This is a genomic window from Ancylobacter dichloromethanicus, from assembly GCF_018390645.1.
Classification (GTDB): domain Bacteria; phylum Pseudomonadota; class Alphaproteobacteria; order Rhizobiales; family Xanthobacteraceae; genus Ancylobacter; species Ancylobacter dichloromethanicus.
The window spans coordinates 35,315-54,316 of the sequence record NZ_JAHBGC010000007.1 but is presented as its reverse complement, the minus strand read 5'-3'; the positions used below and the strand labels follow the sequence as shown (position 1 = coordinate 54,316).

Genomic DNA, 19,002 nt, shown 5'->3' with positions numbered 1-19,002 from the left:
GGGATGGATGTCGTCGTCTATCACAATCCGGATTGCGGCACGTCGCGCAATACGCTGGCGCTGATCCGCCATGCCGGGATCGAGCCGCACGTCGTCGAATATCTCAAGACTCCGCCGACGCCGGCCCTGCTGCTCCAGCTTGCCAGCCGTATGGGCTGGCCGCTCCGGAACCTGCTGCGCGAGCGGGGAACCCCGTTCAGGGAACTCGGGCTCGACAACCCGGCGCTGGACGATGCCGCCTTGCTCGCGGCCGTCGCGGACCACCCCGTCCTCATCAACCGCCCGATTGTGGTGACACCCCTCGGGGTCAAGCTGTGCCGCCCATCCGAGACGGTCCTGGACCTGCTGCCCGTGGCTCCGAGGGCCGACCTCGACAAGGACGATGGCGGCCCCTTCCTCCGTGACGAGCAGGTGGCTGCCACCGACCCGCGCCTGGCCAGGGCCCTTCGCGACACGGGCCTTCCGACCGATGACCTGCGGTCGTCAACCGGCCGGTTCTACGGCTATCGGACCCTCGGAGGCACACTGGTCGGCTATGGCGGCTTCGAGGTGAGCGGAGACGATGTGCTCCTGCGCTCCCTGCTGGTCACGCCAGCGGCACGTGGAAAGAGCATCGGGCGCAATATCGCCCTCCTGCTCATGAGCCGCGCGTTCGATGTCGGCGGTCGCAAGGCCTGGCTGCTGACGACGTCTGCGGCGGCGTTCTTCGAGAGGCTGGGGTTCACGGTAGCGGCTCGCGAAGCGGCCCCCGAGGCCATCCGGCGGGCGCCGCAGGCCGTCTCGCTCTGCCCGGCCACCGCTCCCCTTCTCACCCGCCGCATCACGCTCTGAGGCGCCATGACGACGTTCGAACGCTATCTGACCGTCTGGGTCGGCCTGTGCATCCTTGCCGGCATCGGGCTCGGCCACCTGTTCCCCGGCCTGTTTCAGGTGATCGGCGCAGCCGAGGTCGCCAAGGTCAACCTGCCGGTGGCGACGCTCATCTGGCTGATGATCGTGCCGATGCTGCTGCGCATCGACTTCGCGGCCCTCGGTCAGGTCGCGCAGCACTGGCGCGGCATCGGCGTCACGCTGTTCGTCAACTGGGCGGTGAAGCCGTTCTCGATGGCGGCCCTCGGCTGGCTGTTCATCGGCTATCTGTTCCGGCCGTACCTGCCGGCCGATCAAATCGACAGCTACATAGCCGGGCTCATCATCCTCGCCGCCGCCCCCTGCACCGCCATGGTGTTCGTCTGGTCGAACCTGACCAGGGGCGAGCCGCACTTCACGCTCTCGCAGGTGGCCTTGAACGACACCATCATGGTGTTTGCCTTCGCGCCCATCGTCGGGCTGCTGCTCGGGCTCTCCGCCATCACCGTGCCGTGGGACACGCTGCTGCTCTCCGTGGTGCTCTACATCCTCGTGCCCGTGATCCTCGCGCAGGCGGTTCGCCGGGGCCTGCTGGCACGTGGCGGCGAGGCGGCCCTGCTTCGGTTGCTCGACCGCCTCCAGCCGCTGTCGCTTCTCGCGCTGCTGGCGACGCTGGTGCTGCTGTTCGGGTTTCAGGGTGAGCAAATCCTCGCGCAGCCGCTGGTCATTGCCCTGCTGGCGGTGCCAATCCTGATCCAGGTCTATTTCAACGCCGGGCTTGCCTATCTGCTCAACCGATTGAGCGGCGAACAGCACTGCGTCGCCGGTCCTTCGGCGCTCATCGGCGCGTCCAACTTCTTCGAGCTGGCGGTGGCGGCGGCCATCAGCCTGTTCGGCTTCCGGTCCGGGGCCGCGCTGGCAACGGTGGTGGGTGTGCTGATCGAGGTGCCGGTGATGCTGACCGTGGTGTGGCTCGTGAACCGGTCCAAGGGCTGGTACGAGGGTCACCCCGTCGAACGTCCCGCCCATCGGACCGCGGGCCCGTCATGACCACGGCCGAAGCGCGGGAGCCCAGCCCGCGAAGCCTCTTCATCACCGGCCTCGGGATCGGTCAGATCTGCTCGTGGGGCTCGCTCTATTACAGCTTCCCGCTGATCGCGGAGGCGATGCGGGTCGAGCTCGGCTGGTCCAAGACGGAACTGTATGGCGCGGCAACGCTCGGGCTGGCGCTCGCGGGCCTGGCCGCCTACCCGGTCGGCTCGGCCATCGACCGCGGGCAGGGGCGGCTCATCATGGCGGGCGGCTCCGTCCTTGCGGGCGCCTTGCTCCTCGCCTGGTCGCAGGCCGCAAACCTGCTGGTGTTCTACATCTGCGCGGCCGGCATCGGCGCCCTGCAGGCCGCGACGCTCTATGAGCCCGCCTTCGCCGTGGTCGCCCGCCGGGCGGGAGCAGACCATGCCCGAGCCGGCATCACCGCCCTGACATTGTGGGGCGGTTTTGCGTCCACGGCGTTCATTCCGCTGGTCCAGCTGCTGCTCGATCTCTATGGCTGGCGGCACACGCTCATGGTGCTGGGTGCGATCAACCTGGTGCTCTGTGCGGCGCTCTACGCCGGCGTCATCCGCCCGGAGCGGGATCATCCGGCAGCGCCGCACACGGGGGCGCAGGACGGCTCGTGGACCGGCAACTCCGCCGTCCGCTGGGCGATGCACCAACCCGTGTTCTGGGCGCTGGCCGTGGCGTTCACCGCTTATGCGGCGACCTTCTCGGCCTTCACCTTCCACCTGTATCCGCTGCTCGGCGAGCGCGGCTTCGACAGCACGACCGTGGTCGCGGCGATGGCCATCATCGGCCCGGCGCAGGTCGCGGGAAGGCTCGCCATCTGGCTACTCGCGCCGGGGGCCTCTGTGCGCGTCATCGGATGCGTCGTCGTGCTGGTGTTCCCGATCACCCTGCTCGCGCTGGAATTGCCGCCCCATTTCGCGATCATCGCCATCGTGGCCGCAATGTACGGTGCAGCGAACGGCATCATGACCATCGTGCGCGGTCTCGCCGTGCCGGAGATGCTGACGCGGCGCGCCTATGGGGCGGTCAATGGTGCCCTGACCGCGCCCGCATCGGCGAGCCGCGCCATCGCCCCCGTGGGCGCAGCGCTCCTCTGGTCCGCTTCGGGCTCGTATGACGCGGTGCTGCTCGCCCTCCTGGCCGGCACGCTCGTCCTCGCGCTCGGCTTCTGGTCTGCGGCGGCGCTGTCCCGCCGGGCTGTCCAACCCGCATAGGTCCCGTCATGCCCTCCGACACGCCAGCCGACGACGCCCTCCCCGCCCTGGATGCGGCCCATCTCGACCTGCCGGACCACGCCAAGCTGGCGGTCCGCGCACCCTCGACCCACCCGCCACGCATCCTGCTGCTCTATGGCTCGCTGCGGGAGCGCTCCTACAGCCGGCTGCTGGTGGAGGAAGCCGCGCGATTGCTGGAGCGCATGGGTGCCGAAGCCCGCATCTTCGATCCAAGCGGCCTGCCGATGCCCGACAGCGTGCCGTCCGATCATCCCAAGGTGCAGGAGCTTCGTGCCCTTTCGATATGGTCCGAAGGTCAGGTCTGGTGCAGCCCCGAGCGGCACGGAACCATCACCGGCATCTTCAAGAGCCAGATCGACTGGATACCGCTGGAGGTGGGCGGGGTTCGCCCCACGCAGGGCCGGACGCTCGCGGTGATGCAAGTGAGCGGCGGCTCGCAGTCGTTCAATGCGGTGAACGCCCTGCGCGTCCTCGGACGGTGGATGCGGATGGTGACCATCCCGAACCAGTCCTCCGTGGCGAAGGCGTTTCAGGAGTTCGACGAGGAGGGCCGCATGAAGCCCTCGCCGTACTACGACCGCGTGGTAGACGTGATGGAGGAACTGGTGAAGTTCACGCTGCTCACCCGCGACCGGACGGAGTATTTCACCAGCCGCTACAGCGAACGGCGCGAGGCCGCCCGGTGTTTCGACGCGGGCGATCGAGTGGACAGTCGGTCTCATCAAGTGATCGGCTGATGCCCCTCGGACGCGGCTGTGAAAAGGCCGTCATGTCGCAATGTGCTCGTCGCCGAGCGACCATGTGGACCATCTGTTTCATCATTGCGTGGCAGCCTCGGCGCGTTTATCCGACCACTCCGGAGGAGCGCCGATCTTATCAAAGACCGCCCGTGCAAGGCCCGACGAACGGCCGAAGTTGTCGCACACCGCGTATTTCGGCTTGCCCCCGAACCACGACTGAACGCGCTGGCCCGAGGGCAGCACGATCTCCAGGTCTTTCGGTTCCTTACCGGTAACGAGCATTCGGGAGAAATCACTCCCAAATGTCGATGCCAGGCTATAGGCATCACCGACTTCGGATACGCGCGGGTTGTTCTGGATCGAGTTCGCGCCGCGCGCCCACACCATCGCGGCGCGCTGGATTCCGCTGCTGTCGACAGCCTCCGCCTCCACGGAGAGTCCGCCCAATCCCGCGGGAATGCGCGGAACGCCCACCGGAAGCACAACGCCGGTACCCAAGGTCACCATGGCCGAGACGCCGGCCATTGCCTTGTCCGTTGGTACGAGGTCGGTGACAACCGCTCGAACCGTCAGATCGGCGGGCTGCTCGGCCGACACCACCTCATATTTGTCGCTGAGCGCGACGCAAAGCTCTCGATCCAGTGCATTGGATACCAAGGCACGGTCAGCTTTGGCCTTGACTCGCGAGGCCGCATCCGACGCAAAGGTCGTCGGCACGATCTTGACGGTTTTCATCGCAGCCAGACCTTGCCCGTCCACGAATGTGCGCGACTTGGATAATTCCCCTTTGGTCACACCAAGATTACCGTAAGAAGAAAGAGTGCCACCTTCTTTGAGAGGCACGGATGCGCATCCAGCCATTGCGAGGGTCAACGGCAGCGCAAGCCAGTGCAGGCCACCCTGATACAACGAGAATCTATTCCAAAACCAACGGGAACGGTTCATGTCGTCGCCTCAGGCCTCGTTCCTGCTGTCATTGCTCATGATTCCTTCGATCGCGCGCGCTATGAGCATTTCAGCTTGCGCGGAATCAATTTCAGTGGCGGCGGAAATCTGGATGAGATTGCGCAGAATGCTGAACCCGATCAGCAACGACATGATCATCGACGCACGGGATGATGTTGAATCGCCAATCTTCCGATGAAGCGGTTCGATAAAGTCGGTCTGCAGCCACTCTCCGACAATAGCCCCGGCTTTTATGCTGGTCAGCGAGTGCATGAGGATCAGCAATGGATCGGGCTGTTGGTGATCTTTCATGTGGGAACGTTCGATCACTCCTTTGGCAAGATACCTCGCCAAGGCCTCGACCCCCACATTGAGAAACGGGGGCTCGATACGTCGCGACGCCAGGACCTCCCGGAAAAGGTTCTCTTTCGATCCGAAGCTGCGATGGACATAGGCCACATCGACATCCACGTCGGCCGAGATATCGCGAAGACTGACCTCGTCATACGAGGCCGAGGCGAAGCGCTTTGCCGCTGCCGTCAGTATGGTCTGGCGGGTTGTCCCTTCCCCCCGGACGACGATTCTGCGTGCCATGGTTCGATCTCGTTGACGCCGTTGGCACCAGACACCATCAGGAGTCGAACGTCAACACGTGTTGACTTTCGACCTATGGCGGTGCTGCCCAGCTAGAGGAGCGGCTTTTCCGGCTCGATTCTAAACCTGGAATGCCATCCGCAGCAGATCGATGCCAAGGCCGACTAGCGATGGCCCAATTGCACCAAATGACTGCCCCAGAGCGGAACCGGGGATCGCCTTCGTCCGCGTTAGTGCTCCCGCCAGCCCGGCGTCGTGGACCTGCTTGCGGATGACCTTGCCGCCTTTGCCCTTGAAGGCGAGCGTCACCTCGTCGCCCTTGATGCTCACATGTGACTTGAGCAGCGTCGTGGCGCCGCGCGTGGCGTGCTCCTGAGCATATTGATCGCTGCCCGCGCGTATCGATGTCAGCGCGACGAGCTGTACTACCGCGGCGAGGACGAATTGCCGGCCGGATTCAGACCGGTGCAGCGCCCGCCGCACGAAGCGCAGGATCACCGGCAGCGTCTGCGCGAGGCCGGACAGGCGCTGCGCCTTCAACGTCTCGCGCACCAGCGTCCAGTCGGCATGATAGCGATATTGCAGGCGTCCGGCGGCATCTTCGCCGACCGCCTGCAGATGCGCGCGCGGATCGGCGGCGAAGCGCACCTTCACATAGGCCGGTGGAACCGCGAGGCCCTTCAGCCGCGCGAGGATTTTAGCGTCCTTCAGCGGCGCGCCGTTCTCCGCCTCGTAGCTGAAACCGCGTCCGCGCGGCTTGCGGCGGATAGTGAGCTCTGCGGGACAGACGATCCTGAGATCGAAACGGCGTGCCAGGCGCCTGATGGTGCTCTTCTCGGCCATGATCGAATGGGAAAGCCTCCGCACGCCATAACCTCCACGTTGTTCGTAGCGGCGCGTTCCGGAGCGGAACGGTCCTCTTTCTCCGCGCGTTCTTCCTCAACAGATCGGGAGGAAGTGATGGACCAGCGAGAAGACCGCATCCGCGAACGTGCACACCGCCTGTGGGAAGACGAAGGCCGACCGGAAGGACGCGCTGACGCCCACTGGTTTCGGGCCGAGGAAATGGCGGCGGTCGAGAATGATTCTGCGGAAAACTTCGAGCCGGTGGATGCTGCCGAGCCCTCGATGGTGACGGGCGAGGCATCGGTGGATCCCGGCGGGACGGCGATTTCCCGCCGATCCGAAATCAATCCCGATGGGACTCCGCACGGCGACGAGCCCGCACCCGTCAGTGAGATCGAGACCATCCGCCGAACCCTGGAAGTGCCGATCGAGCGGCGCGGTAAGGTGTCGCCCCTCGGAGACCCCGAAGGCGCGATGAGCGGCGAGGCCGGCCGACGGCTCTAAAAGTTTGGCGGCACGGCTCAGAGCGCCTTGGTGCCTTGCCCCGCCGTCGCGTGCATTCGTGACATCGGGTTGGTTCGCCGAGGAAGACTAGCCACGAGGACCGATCGTTATTGGCAGGTATTGGTGTCGAGATAATACTAAGAACACAAAGGCGTTATCGATAGTGTTGTGCTTTGAGAGGGAACGTCGCGGCATATCGCGTGACCTGAGACCCTGATCCTCCTCCAGATTTAGGTAGAGTCCGTCGATCATGGAGACGGACGATGCGAGCCTCACGGTTCACAGAGGAACAGATCATCGGGATGCTGAAGGAGCAGGAGGCGGGGGCGAAGACCGCTGACGTCTGCCGCAAGCACGGCATCTCCTCGGCGACCTTCTACAAGTTCAAGGCGAAGTACGGCGGCATGGATGTGTCCGATGCCCGGCGGCTGAAGGCGCTTGAGGAGGAGAATGCGCGGCTGAAGAAGCTGCTGGCTGAGCAGATGCTCGACAACGCGATCCTGAGGGATGTCAGCTCAAAAAAATGGTGACGCCCGATGCACGGCGCAAAGCCGTGGCCCATGCCTGTGCCGCGCACGGGGTGAGCCAGCGTCGGGCGTGTCAGGCGCTGGGCGTCGATCGCACCAGCGTGCGCTACCGAAGTGTGCGTTCCGACGATGCAAGTCTGCGGGAGGCCATGCGGGCCGTGGCCGGCGAGCGCCGTCGCTTCGGCTACCGGCGCATCCACATCATGCTGAGGCGCCAGGGCATCGTCATGAACCAGAAGAAGCTGCGCCGGCTGTATCGGGAAGAGAAGCTTCAAGTCCTTCGGCGCGGGGGGCGCAAGCGAGCGCTCGGCACGCGGCGTCCTATCCTGGTACCGGATCGGGTCAACGTCCGCTGGAGCCTCGACTTCGTGTCAGATGCCTTCACGGACGGTCGGCGTTTCCGGGTGCTGGCCGTCGTCGACGACTTCAGCCGGGAGTGCCTGGCGCTGGTGGCCGACACCTCGCTCTCGGGCCTTCGGGTGACGCGCGAGCTCGACGCGCTGCTCGCTATCCGGGGCAGGCCTGCGACCATCGTTTCCGACAACGGCACGGAGCTGACCTCGATGGCCGTTCTCAAATGGTGCCAACAGACCGACGTCGAATGGCACTATATCGCGCCGGGCAAACCCATGCAGAACGGCTTCGTCGAGAGCTTCAACGGACGGTTCCGGGACGAGTGCCTGAATGAGACCCTGTTCTCGAGCCTGGGTCAGGCCCGTGCCGCCATCGCCTCATGGAAGGAGGACTACAACCTGCACCGACCTCATTCAGCTCTCGGCAATCGATCTCCCGCCGAGTTCGCCGCAACAATCCCACTGGAAACCGAGGCCGCCTGAGGCCACAAATCAACCCTCGGACTCTCGCCTAAGCCGGAGGAGAAAAGGGTCTCAGGTCACGCGGATTGTGATGAGAACGTCCAATCCCGAGGAGCCTTCCAATGAAAGCGCTGACCTGGCACGGCAAGGGCGACATACGCTGCGAGAGCGTGCCGGACCCCAAGATCGAACACGGCCGCGACGCCATCATCAAGGTCACCGCCTGTGCGATTTGTGGCTCCGACCTGCATATCTATGGCGGCATCATTCCCGGGATGGAGAGTGGGGATGTGCTCGGCCATGAGACCATGGGCGAGGTGGTCGAGGTCGGTGCCGAGAACACCAAGCTAAAGGTCGGCGACCGTGTGGTGGTGCCGTTCACCATCTCCTGCGGGGAGTGCTTCTTCTGCACGCGCGGTTTCTATTCCGGCTGCGAGCGGACGAACCCCGATCACGCCAAGGCTGCCAAGCTCTGGGGCAATTCCCCCGGTGGCCTGTTCGGCTATTCGCACCTTCTGGGCGGATATGCAGGAGGCCAAGCGGAATATCTGCGCGTGCCCTACGCCGATGTCGGCCCGATCAAAGTCCCGGACGGGCTGACCGACGAGCAGGTGCTGTTCCTCTCCGACATCTTCCCCACCGGCTACATGGCGGCGGACTTCTGCAACATCCAGCCCGGCGACACCATCGCGATCTGGGGGTGCGGCCCGATCGGCCAGATGGCGATACGTTCGGCCTTCCTGCTCGGCGCCGAACGGGTGATCGCCATCGATACGGTTCCCGAGCGCCTGGCGCTCGCCCAGGCGGGTGGCGCCATGACCCTCGATTTCATGGAAGAGGATATCTACGACCGCATCATGGAGCTGACCAAGGGCCGAGGCGCGGATGCGTGCATCGACGCGGTCGGCACCGAAGCGGACGCAACGGCGAGCGCCGACTCCATGCTCGACCGGGTGAAGACCGCCCTGTTCATGGGGACGGACCGGCCGCATGTGCTGCGGCAGGCCATCCATTGCTGCCGCAACTTCGGCACGGTCTCCATCGTCGGCGTCTATGGCGGCTTCCTCGACAAGGTGCCGATGGGCTCGGCGATCAATCGCGGCCTGACGTTCCGCATGGCTCAGACGCCGGTGCAGCATTATCTGCCGACGCTGCTCGATCGCATCCAGAAGGGCGAGATCGACCCCTCCTTCGTCATCACCCACCGCGCCTCGCTGGAGGATGGCCCCGAGCTCTACAAGACATTCCGCGACAAGCACGACGGCTGCATCAAGGTCGTTCTCAAACCCTGAGGAGACACCCATGGCTTATGTGTCCAAACCACTCGCCGTCGTCACCGGTGCGTCCACCGGGATCGGGCGCGAACTGGCCCGCATCGCCGCCGAGCGCGGCTATGATCTCGTCATCGCCGCCGACGAGGCGCGCATCGAGGAGACGGCGCGGCAGCTGCAGCAGCAGGGCGCTGCGGTCGTGGCGGTCCAGGCGAATCTCTCGACCATCGAGGGCGTAGACCAACTTTATGAGGCCGTCCAAGCGACAGGCCGGCCGGTGGAGTTGCTGATGGCAAATGCCGGTCTCGGCCTTGGTCACGCCTTCCTCGATCAGCATGTCGAGGCTTGGCGCCACGTTGTCGACACTAACATCACCGGCACCGTCTATCTGATCCAGAAGATCGGCCTCGACATGCGCGCGCGCAATACCGGGCGCATCCTCATCACAGGATCGATCGCCGGCTTCATGCCCGGCTCGTTCCAGGCGGTCTATAACGGCACCAAGGCATTCCTGAATTCCTTCTCCTTCGCGCTGCGCAATGAATTGAAGGACACGGACGTCACCGTGACCTGCCTGATGCCCGGCGCCACCGACACCGAGTTCTTCGCCCGGGCCGGCATGCTCGACACCAAGGTCGGTCAGGACGAGAAGGATGACCCTGCCGAGGTCGCTGCCACCGGCTTCGACGCGATGATGAAGGGCGAAGGCGATGTCGTGAGCGGCTGGAAGAACAAGCTGCAGACCGCCGCCGCCAACGTCATGCCCGCCGGCATGCTCGCCGAGCAGCACCGCAAGATGGCCGAACCCGGTTCCGGCAAGCAGTGAAAGCCACCCTGAAAGGGAGAATAGCGCGATGCTTCCGGTTCTCGCAAAGGCGCTGGTGTCCGGCAGCGCGGTCAGCCTCGCCACCACGGCCGCGCTTGCCCTGCTGGCCCGAGCCGAGGGGCGCCATCCGGTCCAGCCGGTGAACTCGGCAAGCCATTGGTATCTCGGCGAACGCGCGGGCCGTTCGCGCGCGTTCGACCTCTCCCACACGCTTGGGGGCTTCGCGACCCATCACGCGGCCTCGGTCTTCTGGGCCGTGATATTCGAGGCCGTGCGTCGGTATCGCCCGAACAGCGCGCCGCTCGGCAATGCGATCGCCGTGTCGGCGCTTGCCGCGCTCGTCGACTATGGTGTGGTCCCCAAGCGGCTGACTCCCGGCTGGGAGAAGGTCGTCACGCCGCGCTCGATCGCCATCGCTTATGTCGTCATGGCGGTTGCGCTGTCGGCGACCTGTCTGAGGCGACGCGGGCAGGACGACAGGCGATGACGCGGTCGCTGGACCGCCTGATGCTCGGGGCGCTGGCCGGTTTCGCGGCGACCCTTCCGATGACCTTGGTCATGAGGCGTCTGCACGGGCAGCTGCCTGCGCCGGAGCGCTATCCCTTGCCGCCGCGCGAGATCAGCGAAGATCTGCCGCGGCTCGGCCTGAGTCCCGCGGCGGCGACGCTGCTTTATCATTTCCTCTATGGTGGGGCGGCCGGAGCGTTGTACGCCGGCCTGTTCCGGCGCCGCGGCATGGCAGTCGGCTCCGTCTTCGGCGTCGCCGTGTGGGCGGCGAGCTATCTCGGCTGGATACCGGCCGCGCGCATCCTGCGCTTCGGCACGGAGCACCCGGCCCGCCGCAACGGGCTGATGCTCGCGGCGCATCTGGCGTGGGGAGCGAGCCTCGCGGCCGGCTTGCGCGAGCTCGAAGAGGCGAAAGTGCAAAGCTTCTCCAGGTCGAAGAGCCGTCGGCCTGTGTTGGAAGACCGCGTGGAGGACATCGGATGAACACCGCGAACCTGCAGATGGAAGGCTTGCTGCTGGCGCTGGCCGCGCTGTGCGAGGCGCTCAAGCGCAGGGGCCTGCTGACGGGTGACGAGATCACCGACGCGCTGGCATGCGCTGAAAAGGGAGCTTCCGCCCGCGCCCCAGGGCTGAGCGACGCCAATATCGAGGCGATCCGCTTCCCCATTCGCTTCCTGCGGCGCGCCATGGAGCGCGAGGGGGAGGCGCTCGATTACGCGGCGATAGCTGCCGGCATCGGCCGCAAGCGGGACGAGCGGCCGCTGGCGGCATCGCCCGCTCCGGACGGCCCGCTGGATCTCTAGCCCGAAAGGGCGAATTCCGGTCTGGCGATCATGAGCCACAATATACCGAGGATGGCGCCGAAGGCGGGGAAACCGAAAGCGAACCAAGTCCAGAACAGCCGGTGATAGGCTGGGGGAAGCGGCGTACCAGCGGCCTCCGCCGCTTCCGCCAGATCGCGCATGCGCATTTGCATGACGACGACCGGCAGCCAGAAGGCGCCGATCACGAGATAGAGGATGATCGACAGCACGATCCATCCTTCGGTCAGCGGGTACCCGACTTCGCGCGCCAGCAGCATCCCGGTGATCGGTTGGGCGACGACCGCGGTCGCCGTGAACAGGAAATCCGCCCTCACCACGATACGCGCCACTCCGGCGATCTTGGTCGCGTTGCCGGTGAAGTGCGCCATCACCATGAAGAAGGCGATGCCGGCGCCCGTGCCGATCAGCACGACGGCGCCAATGAGATGCAGGAACTTCAGGATGAAATAGGTCATCACCGATCCCGCAGTGTGGCGAGCGCCACCAGGTGAAGGCAGAGCACGGGCGCTATCTTCAGCAGGGGCGCCAGCGGATCGAGCCAGAGCCAGGGGGTGAGGATGGTGCCGGCAAGCGCGTAGAACAGTGAGACGATGATGCCGGCGACGAGCGCCAGACGCGCTGTGCGCCGAACCGCGATGCCGGCTCCGACGAGGAGGTCGGCAAGCCCGCCGCCGATGACGGCGATCGCGGCCAGCGCGCCGGCGCCGCCTTGCTCCATCAGTGTGATGCCGGACGCGTAGCCCGGTCCGAGAGAGGCGAGGCCCGAGCCGATCCAGAACAGCGCAAGGCTCACCAGGACCACGGGCTTCAGAAGATAGAGGCCGGCGAACCATCTCTCCTGCACCGACGCAGGCCGGGCATTCAGCATGGCTTCAACCGATTGCGGCTGGATGCCCGTGAGCGTCGTCCACTGCCTATTGTCGCCGACGGCGCCGCGGGCGATCTCGCGCCGTGCGGTCGAGCGGACGGGCGGGCGCCAGCCGAGCCAGCCGGTGAGGTCGCCGGAGCGATAGAGCGGCATGGCAAGCCAGCCGGGCAGGGAGAACTCCGTCGCCGGTGGGTCGCCGAGCCAGCGACGGTAAAGCCCGACCAATGCCGTGAAGGTGAGGCGGTCCGGACCGGCCAACGGTAAGGCAAGCCGGACGGGAGCATCCGGCCTTGTGAAGAAAGCGACCGTAGCGACCACATCCGCAAGACTGACCGGTTGCAGTTCCGCGGTGTCCGGCATCACCGGCAGCACGGGCAGGATTGCGAGGCCGCGAATGAGTGCGCTGGCGCCATAGGCCGCGTCGCCGAGCACGACGGAGGGGCGCAGGATGATCCAATCGAGGTCACTGGCCATCAGTGCCGTGTCGCCTGCCAATTTGCTGCGCGAGAACTCCGTCGGCGTAGCCACGTCGACGCCCATAGCCGAGAAATGAATGAACCGACGCACGCCCGTCGCCTCGCAGGCCGCCACCAGGGCCCTCGGGCCCCGCTCGTGGGTCCCGGCGAGGTCATCCATGGGGCCGCTCTGCAGCGCGCCGGCGCAGTTCACCACGGCGTCAATACCGGCGAGATGGCCGCGCCAGGTCTGCGTCGATGTCCGGGCGACATCGACCGGCAGCCAGCGCACCAGTGACATCCGGCGGGATGCCGAGCCGACATCGCGCGCGGCGCCGGTCACCTCATGGCCGGCGGCCGCGAGTGACGCCGCGACATGCGCGCCAATGAGACCGGTCGCGCCGATCACGAGTATGCGGCTCATGGCGACCTGCCATCAGGCCGCCGAATGATCAATCCGCCAGCTTCTGCGCCATTTCGAGATGATGCTTCAGTTCGGGCAGCGTCTTGCTGGCCCAGTCCTTCAGCGCCGGATTGTCGCCTTCCTTGGCATAGCGCTCGAACAATGAGACAGCGGCCTTGTGCGCGTCGACCTGGTCCTCCTGGTACTGATCGATGAACTCGCTGCCCTGCAGCTTCTTCAGGTCGTCGAGCTTGCCTTGGTGCGAGCTGTCCAGCACCGCCGGCGCGGTGACCTGGACGTTGGCGCTCACCAGGAGACCCTTCAGTTCCTGCGTGGTCTTCTGGTGCGCGGCGATCATCTGCGTCGCAAAAGCCTTGGTCGGCTCGTCGCCGCGCTGGAGGACGAGCTCGCTCGACTGGATCTCGAAGATGTCGCTGACGGCGGCTTCGGTGACGAAATCCTGCGTCGAAGGGCTGATGCCGAGCACGGAATTGACGCCGGTCTTCTCGCCAATCGACTGGGCGGCGGCGGGCGTCGCCGCGATGAGAAGCGCGGCCACGACATGAAGCGTCTTCATCGTCTTTCTCCATCGGTTCGATGATGCCGCAGCCCGATGTGTTGCGAGTTATCGCGGCGCTCGCGGATTAATGGCGCGCAGGCATCAATGTTCCGATGATCCAAGAAATTCGAGGCGGAATAACCCGATGATTACCCAGATACACCAGACAGAATAAGACTATACCGCATCGTTTGAGCTCGGAGTCAGCCCTGCTCCATGCCGGGATAGCCGGAAACCTTGAGCGGCCGGCGATGTGCACCGTACTGACCGCGAGCGAGGCGGTCTGCTGGCGTGTCTTCTCCGCCGGTTGTTCCAGGTCCTGATAATCGACCGAGCCGATCGCCTCGCTCACCCAATAGGTGCCGGCTCCCGGCGCAAGCCTGAAGCCGACGTCGTTGAGCGCCTGGAACAGCTCGGCATGACAGTGATGGGCGCCGTCCTCATTGCCGACCACCGCCACCGCCGCGACCTTGCCGAAGGACGGCATGCGGCCACGTTCGTCGCCCTCGCTGAGAAAGGCGTCCATCCACTCCAGCACCCGTTTCGCAACGCTGGAAGGCTGGCCGAGCCAGATGGGCGTGCCGATGAGGAGGATGTCGGCGGCCAGAATGCGCCTGCGCAACGCCGGCCATTCGTCGCCTTCGCTCTCGTCTGAGTTCACGCCCGGTTTGATGTCGAGATCGGCGACGCGGACGAGTTCGCCGGCAGCGCCGAGCTTGCCGAATTCAGCCAATGCCTCGCGTAGCAGCTTCTCGGTGGAAGACGGCGCCTCGCCTCGCTTGAGTGCAGTTCAACGCGATGACGGAAAGCGCCATGTCGGCCTCCTCGGGTAAAAGGGGCGCAGCGGGCTAGAGCCAGCAAGGAAGCGGAGCAGGACCCGCATCTGCTCGGTCGCCATCTCACGATCGGATGGGTGACCGGAATCGGCTGCCTTGGTCACCGCTGTCACCGCCGCCTGGCACAGCTCGCGCTCGCGCTCGCTCGGCTCGTGCGCCGACAGCAGGCCTCGCGTGTCGTCCATGGTGCGAAGCGTCCGCTCCTCGCCATCCCTGCGGAAGGTGAGCGGCTCAGACAGCTCTATATCCCAACGCTCAGTCATCCGGGCCTCGCCTCGATCATGGTCTTCAGCGGCTCCTCGGCGATCGCCCGCCTCGATCTGCTCATGTCCGGGCGTTTTCGGCAGCGCCTTGCGGAAGTTCTCCGCATAGTCCGGCGGCATCTTGGGCGGCATCATCGGTTCCGCGGCGTCGACAACCGCCTCGATCAGCACCGGCCCCTCGGTGGAGGTTTCGATCAGGTCGTGGAACTGCATGCCGGTGATGGCGAGCGGTGACTACGAGGCCTGGGAACTCGGCCAGCGCTGGTCGTAAAGGGCGCGGCCGTCAGTCGTGAGATCATATGATATGTCGCGGTGGACAATCAGCCCGCGCTCCTCAAGTCGGCTCAGCGATGCCAGATCGAGCGGCAGCGTCTCGTCCCCGACGCCGATGGCCAGCAGAGCGTCCCATTCGTGATCGCTGAGAGGAGTATCGTCAAAAGCTCCGATCTGCATCGTCATTCCTCCGTGCGGCCAACCACCATGCGGCCAGATAGTTCCGGGACGCCGAGCTCTCCGACCACGCCGCTTCGCCGAAAGGGACCCGCCACCTCGAGCTGTCGTGCTCGGCGCTCCTATAAGCTTCGGGACGTTGGCCGTCTGATCGGTTGCCCTTGCAGTACCGCCTGCAGGAGAGGCCCGACAAGACGCCGCCTGGACGTGCCGGGCGGCCACATCGTGCCCCGTAGCGACGATGTCGACCACGACGGCCGATCCGATTAGGCCGGTGGCTCCGACGATGAAGATGCGGCTCAATTGCGTCCCTCTCGTCGCGCGACTTCTAGGCAGGAATCGTCAGATGTAACGCTCGCCCCGACTTCGGTTCGCGGGTGCACCTCCCCGGTGCCGCTTGGGGGGCGATGCGCGTCATCGAATACAGGGCTACCTGCGACGGAGAGCGCTGAGAGCAATTGCGGATATACCGGTGCTCGACCAGGGCAAGTAATTGTGGTGGCCCGGTAGGTTATTGTTGGTGCAGCGCCTGCGTTGTGACTTCCAAGGAACCTTTGGCCCTAGGAGTCGCTTATTGGATGAGCTTCTTCACGACCCCGTGAAAAGTAGCGCCAATGTGCGCACCAGAGGACAACTCCCATGGTTAAGGAAAAAACGCTGGAAGATCTCTTCCACGACACGCTCAAGGACATCTATTACGCCGAGCGGAAGATTCTGAAGACTCTTCCCAAAATGGCACGTGCCGCCTCATCGCCTGAGCTGAAGGCCGCGTTCGAGAAGCACAAGGACGAGACCGAAGGCCATGTCGAGCGCCTGCAACAGGTGTTCGAGCTGATGGGCAAGCGCCCCCAGGCCAAGACCTGCGACGCCATCGAGGGCATCGTCGCCGAAGGCGAGGAAATCATCGAAAGCTTCAAGGGCACACCCGCGATCGACGCCGGCCTCATCTCGTCGGCGCAGGCGGTCGAGCACTACGAGATCACGCGCTACGGCACGCTGAAGCGCTGGGCGCAGGTGCTCGGCCTGAAGGACGCGGTGACGCTGCTCGACGCCACGCTGAAGGAAGAATCCATGACCGACAAGGCGCTCACAAGCCTGGCGGACACATCCGCCAACGCAATGGCAAAAGCCGCCTGATTCAGACAGTCACCCGGCTCCCCCGCGGTGGCTGTTTCGTTTCAGGATTCCATCTATCGAGAGGAGGCCATCATGGGCCGTGGCATTCTACTCTGGCTGCTGGGCGTTCCCATCCCGATCATCATCCTCCTCGCGCTGTTCATGCGATAGGAGGACATCATGGCATCGATCCATTCGGCGACCGACGTCGCCGCCCCCGTCGAATCCACCTCCTCGGCTGTGAGCTGGGGACCGATCATCGCCGGCGCCTTCGCCGCCGCGACGCTCACCTTCGTGCTCATGCTGCTGGGCTCCGGCCTCGGACTAACCATTGTCTCCCCCTGGTCCAACGATGGCGCCAGCGTCACCACCTTTGCCGTCTCCACGGCAATCTGGCTGGTCATTGTTCAATGGCTATCCTCGGGCGTTGGCGGCTATCTGACCGGGCGGCTTCGCACCAAATGGGTCGGCATCGCTACCGACGAGACTTTCTTCCGCGACACCGCACATGGTTTCATGGCCTGGGCGGTGGCAACGCTGCTGGTGGTTTCGGTGCTTGGCTCGGCCCTGTCCGGAGCCATCGGCACCGGTGTCCAGGCTGCCTCGACCGTGGCGTCCGGTGCGGCGCTCGGGGCTTCGGCCGGCGCAACCGCTAATGCCGGATCCGGCGGCGGCAGCTCGGACGCGACGTCCTACTTCGTCGACGCCCTCTTCCGCCCCTCCGATCCCGCTCAGCTCGCTGCGCCCGGTGCGGAAGGCAATGCCGCCGCGGCCGCGCAGGCCTCGCGCATCCTGATCGCCAGCGCCGCAGCCGGTGAAGTCTCCCCCGGCGACAAGACCTATCTCGGCCAGCTCGTCGCTGCCCGTACCGGCCTGTCCCAGGCGGATGCGACGGCGCGGGTCGATGCCGTGCTCGCCCAGGTCAACGACGCCAAGGTCAAGGCGCAACAGGCGGCCGATGCGGCCCGCAAGGCCGGCGCCACCTTCGCGCTGCTTGGAGCGCTCTCCCTGATGATCGGGGCCTTCATCGCCTGCGTGGCTGCTGCTCTGGGCGGCCGGGAGCGCGACGACGAGGAAACCCTCTATCTCGGCGAACGCCGCTGAACCAAGGGCGGCCGGCTAGTCCGGCCGCTCTACACATTCTTCCCAGTTCGCCCTTGTTGTTGTGCAGTGCAGCAACGATTTCGTTGCAAGTGCGTTGAGGCACATGGTCGTCCACCCCGGGCGTCCCAACAAGGATGTCTCCATTGAAGACAATGTCGGATACGATCGCCCGTCTCGCTGCTTTTCGTGGGCCACAGGGTGCACATTTCCCCGGGGCCGGCGTACCCGACCGCCTCACCACGCTCTCCGATTTCGGATCTAACCCCGGCGGCTTGAAGTCACGTTTCTATCTCCCGGCCAAGCTTGCAGATGGTGCGCCCCTCGTGGTCGTGCTGCATGGCTGCGCGCAGAGCGCGGCCAGTTACGACCACCATGCCGGATGGTCGAAGTTGGCTGATCACGTCGGCTTTGCGCTGCTCTATCCGGAACAGCATCACGGCAACAATTCCAATCTGTGTTTCAATTGGTTTCGACCGGCCGACAGGCGGCGAGATGTCGGCGAGGCGCTGTCGATCCGCCAGATGATCGAGGCGATGACAGTGGCCCACGGCATAGACCGGGATAGGGTCTTCATCACCGGCCTCTCGGCCGGCGGTGCGATGGCCTCGGTCATGCTGGCGACCTACCCGGAAGTCTTCGCTGGCGGTGCCATCATTGCCGGCCTCGCTTATGGGCGGGCGAGCACGGTGCCGGAGGCGTTCGACTGCATGCGGGGCCAGACCGCTGCGTCCGATGAGGAATTGTGGGCGCTTCTGCGTGAAGCCTCCACCCATGCGGGGCCATGGCCGAGGATCGCCATCTGGCAGGGATCGGCCGACCACACCGTCGCCCCTTCCAACGCCGAGGACATCGCCGCGCAATGGCGCAGCGTCCACCGGCTCGATGAGACGCCGACGCGCTCGGAGGTGCTGGGCGTTCGCGCCAGGCACAGCTGGTGCAATGAAGCGGGCGAGACCGTGATCGAGTTGAACACAATCGCCGCCATGGGCCATGGCACACCGCTGGGCGATGGCCTCGGCGTTCCAGGTCCCTATATGCTGGAGGTTGGCATCTCTTCCACCCGGGAGATCGTCAAATTCTGGGGTATTTCAGAGGCCGGCGAGGATGCTGTCACGTGCTCTGCTCCGGCCGCTGTACAAGGCAAGCTCGTGGAACTGCCGTCGCCCGCTGGCGTGAAAAAGGGCGCGCCCGCGATCGATGCGCCGGCCTCGCGCCCGAGACCTCCGGCATCCGGTGAAATCGGCGTGAAGAAAATCATCGAGGATGCGCTTCGAACCGCGGGGTTGATGCGCTGACGGCGACGAGCAGCGGGATAGACAGGCGCCGCTATCATATAGGTGCCTGTTTTCCGAGCCCGGCGCCCAGCCTGCCACGAGACGACAACTCAAAGGCCACATCTG

Annotated in this window: 23 protein-coding genes; 14 read left to right on the top strand and 9 right to left on the bottom strand. The window is 65.2% G+C overall.

Annotation, left to right across the window (positions count from 1 at the left end):
* Window positions 1–3: 3 nt before the first annotated feature.
* Genes arsC through arsH form a run of 4 tightly spaced genes read left to right on the top strand, consistent with a single transcriptional unit; the run spans window position 4 to window position 3,886 of the window.
* Entirely contained in the window at window positions 4–831 is an 828-nt protein-coding gene (gene arsC, locus KHC23_RS04505) for an arsenate reductase (glutaredoxin) (RefSeq protein ID WP_213369956.1), read from the top strand.
* Between the two features lie 6 nt (window positions 832–837).
* A complete protein-coding gene (gene arsB / locus KHC23_RS04500; protein ID WP_213369954.1) occupies window positions 838–1,899 on the top strand; it encodes an ACR3 family arsenite efflux transporter in 1,062 nt (353 codons plus the stop codon).
* A complete protein-coding gene (locus tag KHC23_RS04495; protein ID WP_213369952.1) occupies window positions 1,896–3,128 on the top strand; it encodes an MFS transporter in 1,233 nt (410 codons plus the stop codon). Before arsB ends, KHC23_RS04495 begins: the two co-directional genes overlap by 4 nt.
* Window positions 3,129–3,136: 8 nt before the next feature.
* The gene (gene arsH / locus KHC23_RS04490) at window positions 3,137–3,886 is read left to right on the top strand and encodes an arsenical resistance protein ArsH (RefSeq protein ID WP_213369950.1); all 750 of its coding nucleotides are present in this window, start codon (window positions 3,137–3,139) and stop codon (window positions 3,884–3,886) included.
* 81 nt (window positions 3,887–3,967) lie between these two features.
* Here the strand turns inward: arsH and KHC23_RS04485 are convergent, their stop codons facing one another.
* The 3 genes from KHC23_RS04485 to KHC23_RS04475 form a co-directional block, all read right to left on the bottom strand.
* Complete coding sequence (locus tag KHC23_RS04485; RefSeq protein WP_213369948.1) at window positions 3,968–4,834, bottom strand: DUF3313 domain-containing protein; 867 nt, start codon at window positions 4,832–4,834, stop codon at window positions 3,968–3,970.
* A gap of 9 nt (window positions 4,835–4,843) precedes the next feature.
* A complete protein-coding gene (locus KHC23_RS04480; RefSeq protein ID WP_213369946.1) occupies window positions 4,844–5,428 on the bottom strand; it encodes a TetR/AcrR family transcriptional regulator in 585 nt (194 codons plus the stop codon).
* A 120-nt stretch (window positions 5,429–5,548) separates the two neighbouring features.
* The gene (locus KHC23_RS04475; RefSeq protein ID WP_213369944.1) at window positions 5,549–6,271 is read right to left on the bottom strand and encodes a hypothetical protein; all 723 of its coding nucleotides are present in this window, start codon (window positions 6,269–6,271) and stop codon (window positions 5,549–5,551) included.
* A gap of 117 nt (window positions 6,272–6,388) precedes the next feature.
* On the opposite strand from KHC23_RS04475, the gene KHC23_RS04470 reads away from it, so the two are divergent.
* The 7 genes from KHC23_RS04470 (at window position 6,389) to KHC23_RS04440 (ending at window position 11,527) form a co-directional block, all read left to right on the top strand.
* Entirely contained in the window at window positions 6,389–6,778 is a 390-nt protein-coding gene (locus KHC23_RS04470) for a DUF2934 domain-containing protein (protein ID WP_213369942.1), read from the top strand.
* Window positions 6,779–7,041: 263 nt separating this feature from the next.
* Window positions 7,042–8,141, top strand: a protein-coding gene (locus KHC23_RS04465; protein WP_246544205.1) for an IS3 family transposase whose coding sequence is annotated in 2 segments (ribosomal slippage) — window positions 7,042–7,291 and window positions 7,291–8,141 — 1,101 coding nt in all. Because the reading frame shifts where the segments join, the coding sequence is not laid out codon by codon here.
* Window positions 8,142–8,242: 101 nt separating this feature from the next.
* On the top strand, window positions 8,243–9,412 hold the full coding sequence (locus KHC23_RS04460) for a zinc-dependent alcohol dehydrogenase (protein WP_213369940.1): 1,170 nt from the start codon (window positions 8,243–8,245) through the stop codon (window positions 9,410–9,412).
* Window positions 9,413–9,422: 10 nt separating this feature from the next.
* The gene (locus KHC23_RS04455; protein WP_213369938.1) at window positions 9,423–10,217 is read left to right on the top strand and encodes an SDR family NAD(P)-dependent oxidoreductase; all 795 of its coding nucleotides are present in this window, start codon (window positions 9,423–9,425) and stop codon (window positions 10,215–10,217) included.
* A 28-nt stretch (window positions 10,218–10,245) separates the two neighbouring features.
* Window positions 10,246–10,704 carry a hypothetical protein gene (locus KHC23_RS04450; protein ID WP_213369936.1) on the top strand — a complete coding sequence of 153 codons (459 nt, stop codon included), beginning with the start codon at window positions 10,246–10,248 and terminating at the stop codon, window positions 10,702–10,704.
* Window positions 10,701–11,207, top strand: coding sequence for a hypothetical protein (locus KHC23_RS04445; protein ID WP_213369934.1), 507 nt, complete (start codon window positions 10,701–10,703; stop codon window positions 11,205–11,207). The genes KHC23_RS04450 and KHC23_RS04445 overlap by 4 nt, the downstream gene beginning before the upstream one ends.
* Window positions 11,204–11,527, top strand: coding sequence for a hypothetical protein (locus KHC23_RS04440; RefSeq protein ID WP_246544202.1), 324 nt, complete (start codon window positions 11,204–11,206; stop codon window positions 11,525–11,527). The genes KHC23_RS04445 and KHC23_RS04440 overlap by 4 nt, the downstream gene beginning before the upstream one ends.
* On the opposite strand, the gene KHC23_RS04435 is transcribed toward KHC23_RS04440, so the two are convergent.
* The 6 genes from KHC23_RS04435 to KHC23_RS04405 form a co-directional block, all read right to left on the bottom strand.
* Window positions 11,524–12,003 carry a DUF2269 family protein gene (locus KHC23_RS04435; RefSeq protein ID WP_213369932.1) on the bottom strand — a complete coding sequence of 160 codons (480 nt, stop codon included), beginning with the start codon at window positions 12,001–12,003 and terminating at the stop codon, window positions 11,524–11,526. The two genes, KHC23_RS04440 and KHC23_RS04435, sit on opposite strands and share 4 nt — an antisense overlap.
* Window positions 12,003–13,295: an SDR family oxidoreductase gene (locus KHC23_RS04430; protein ID WP_213369930.1), complete on the bottom strand. Its 1,293-nt coding sequence runs from the start codon at window positions 13,293–13,295 to the stop codon at window positions 12,003–12,005. Before KHC23_RS04430 ends, KHC23_RS04435 begins: the two co-directional genes overlap by 1 nt.
* A 28-nt stretch (window positions 13,296–13,323) precedes the next feature.
* A complete protein-coding gene (locus KHC23_RS04425) occupies window positions 13,324–13,851 on the bottom strand; it encodes a DUF4142 domain-containing protein (RefSeq protein ID WP_213369928.1) in 528 nt (175 codons plus the stop codon).
* Between the two features lie 67 nt (window positions 13,852–13,918).
* Entirely contained in the window at window positions 13,919–14,566 is a 648-nt protein-coding gene (locus tag KHC23_RS04420) for a flavodoxin family protein (RefSeq protein WP_309299205.1), read from the bottom strand.
* 57 nt (window positions 14,567–14,623) lie between these two features.
* Window positions 14,624–15,145 (bottom strand): hypothetical protein, encoded by a 522-nt coding sequence (locus KHC23_RS24850; RefSeq protein ID WP_373878542.1) that lies wholly within the window; start codon window positions 15,143–15,145, stop codon window positions 14,624–14,626.
* A gap of 21 nt (window positions 15,146–15,166) precedes the next feature.
* The gene (locus KHC23_RS04405) at window positions 15,167–15,391 is read right to left on the bottom strand and encodes a hypothetical protein (RefSeq protein WP_213369925.1); all 225 of its coding nucleotides are present in this window, start codon (window positions 15,389–15,391) and stop codon (window positions 15,167–15,169) included.
* Window positions 15,392–16,021: 630 nt separating this feature from the next.
* Here KHC23_RS04405 and KHC23_RS04400 point away from each other — a divergent pair.
* From KHC23_RS04400 to KHC23_RS04390, 3 genes are all read left to right on the top strand, one after another.
* The gene (locus tag KHC23_RS04400) at window positions 16,022–16,519 is read left to right on the top strand and encodes a YciE/YciF ferroxidase family protein (protein ID WP_213369923.1); all 498 of its coding nucleotides are present in this window, start codon (window positions 16,022–16,024) and stop codon (window positions 16,517–16,519) included.
* Window positions 16,520–16,678: 159 nt separating this feature from the next.
* On the top strand, window positions 16,679–17,602 hold the full coding sequence (locus KHC23_RS04395) for a hypothetical protein (protein ID WP_213369921.1): 924 nt from the start codon (window positions 16,679–16,681) through the stop codon (window positions 17,600–17,602).
* Window positions 17,603–17,745: 143 nt separating this feature from the next.
* Entirely contained in the window at window positions 17,746–18,897 is a 1,152-nt protein-coding gene (locus tag KHC23_RS04390; RefSeq protein ID WP_213369920.1) for an extracellular catalytic domain type 1 short-chain-length polyhydroxyalkanoate depolymerase, read from the top strand.
* The last annotated feature ends 105 nt before the right edge of the window (window positions 18,898–19,002 follow it).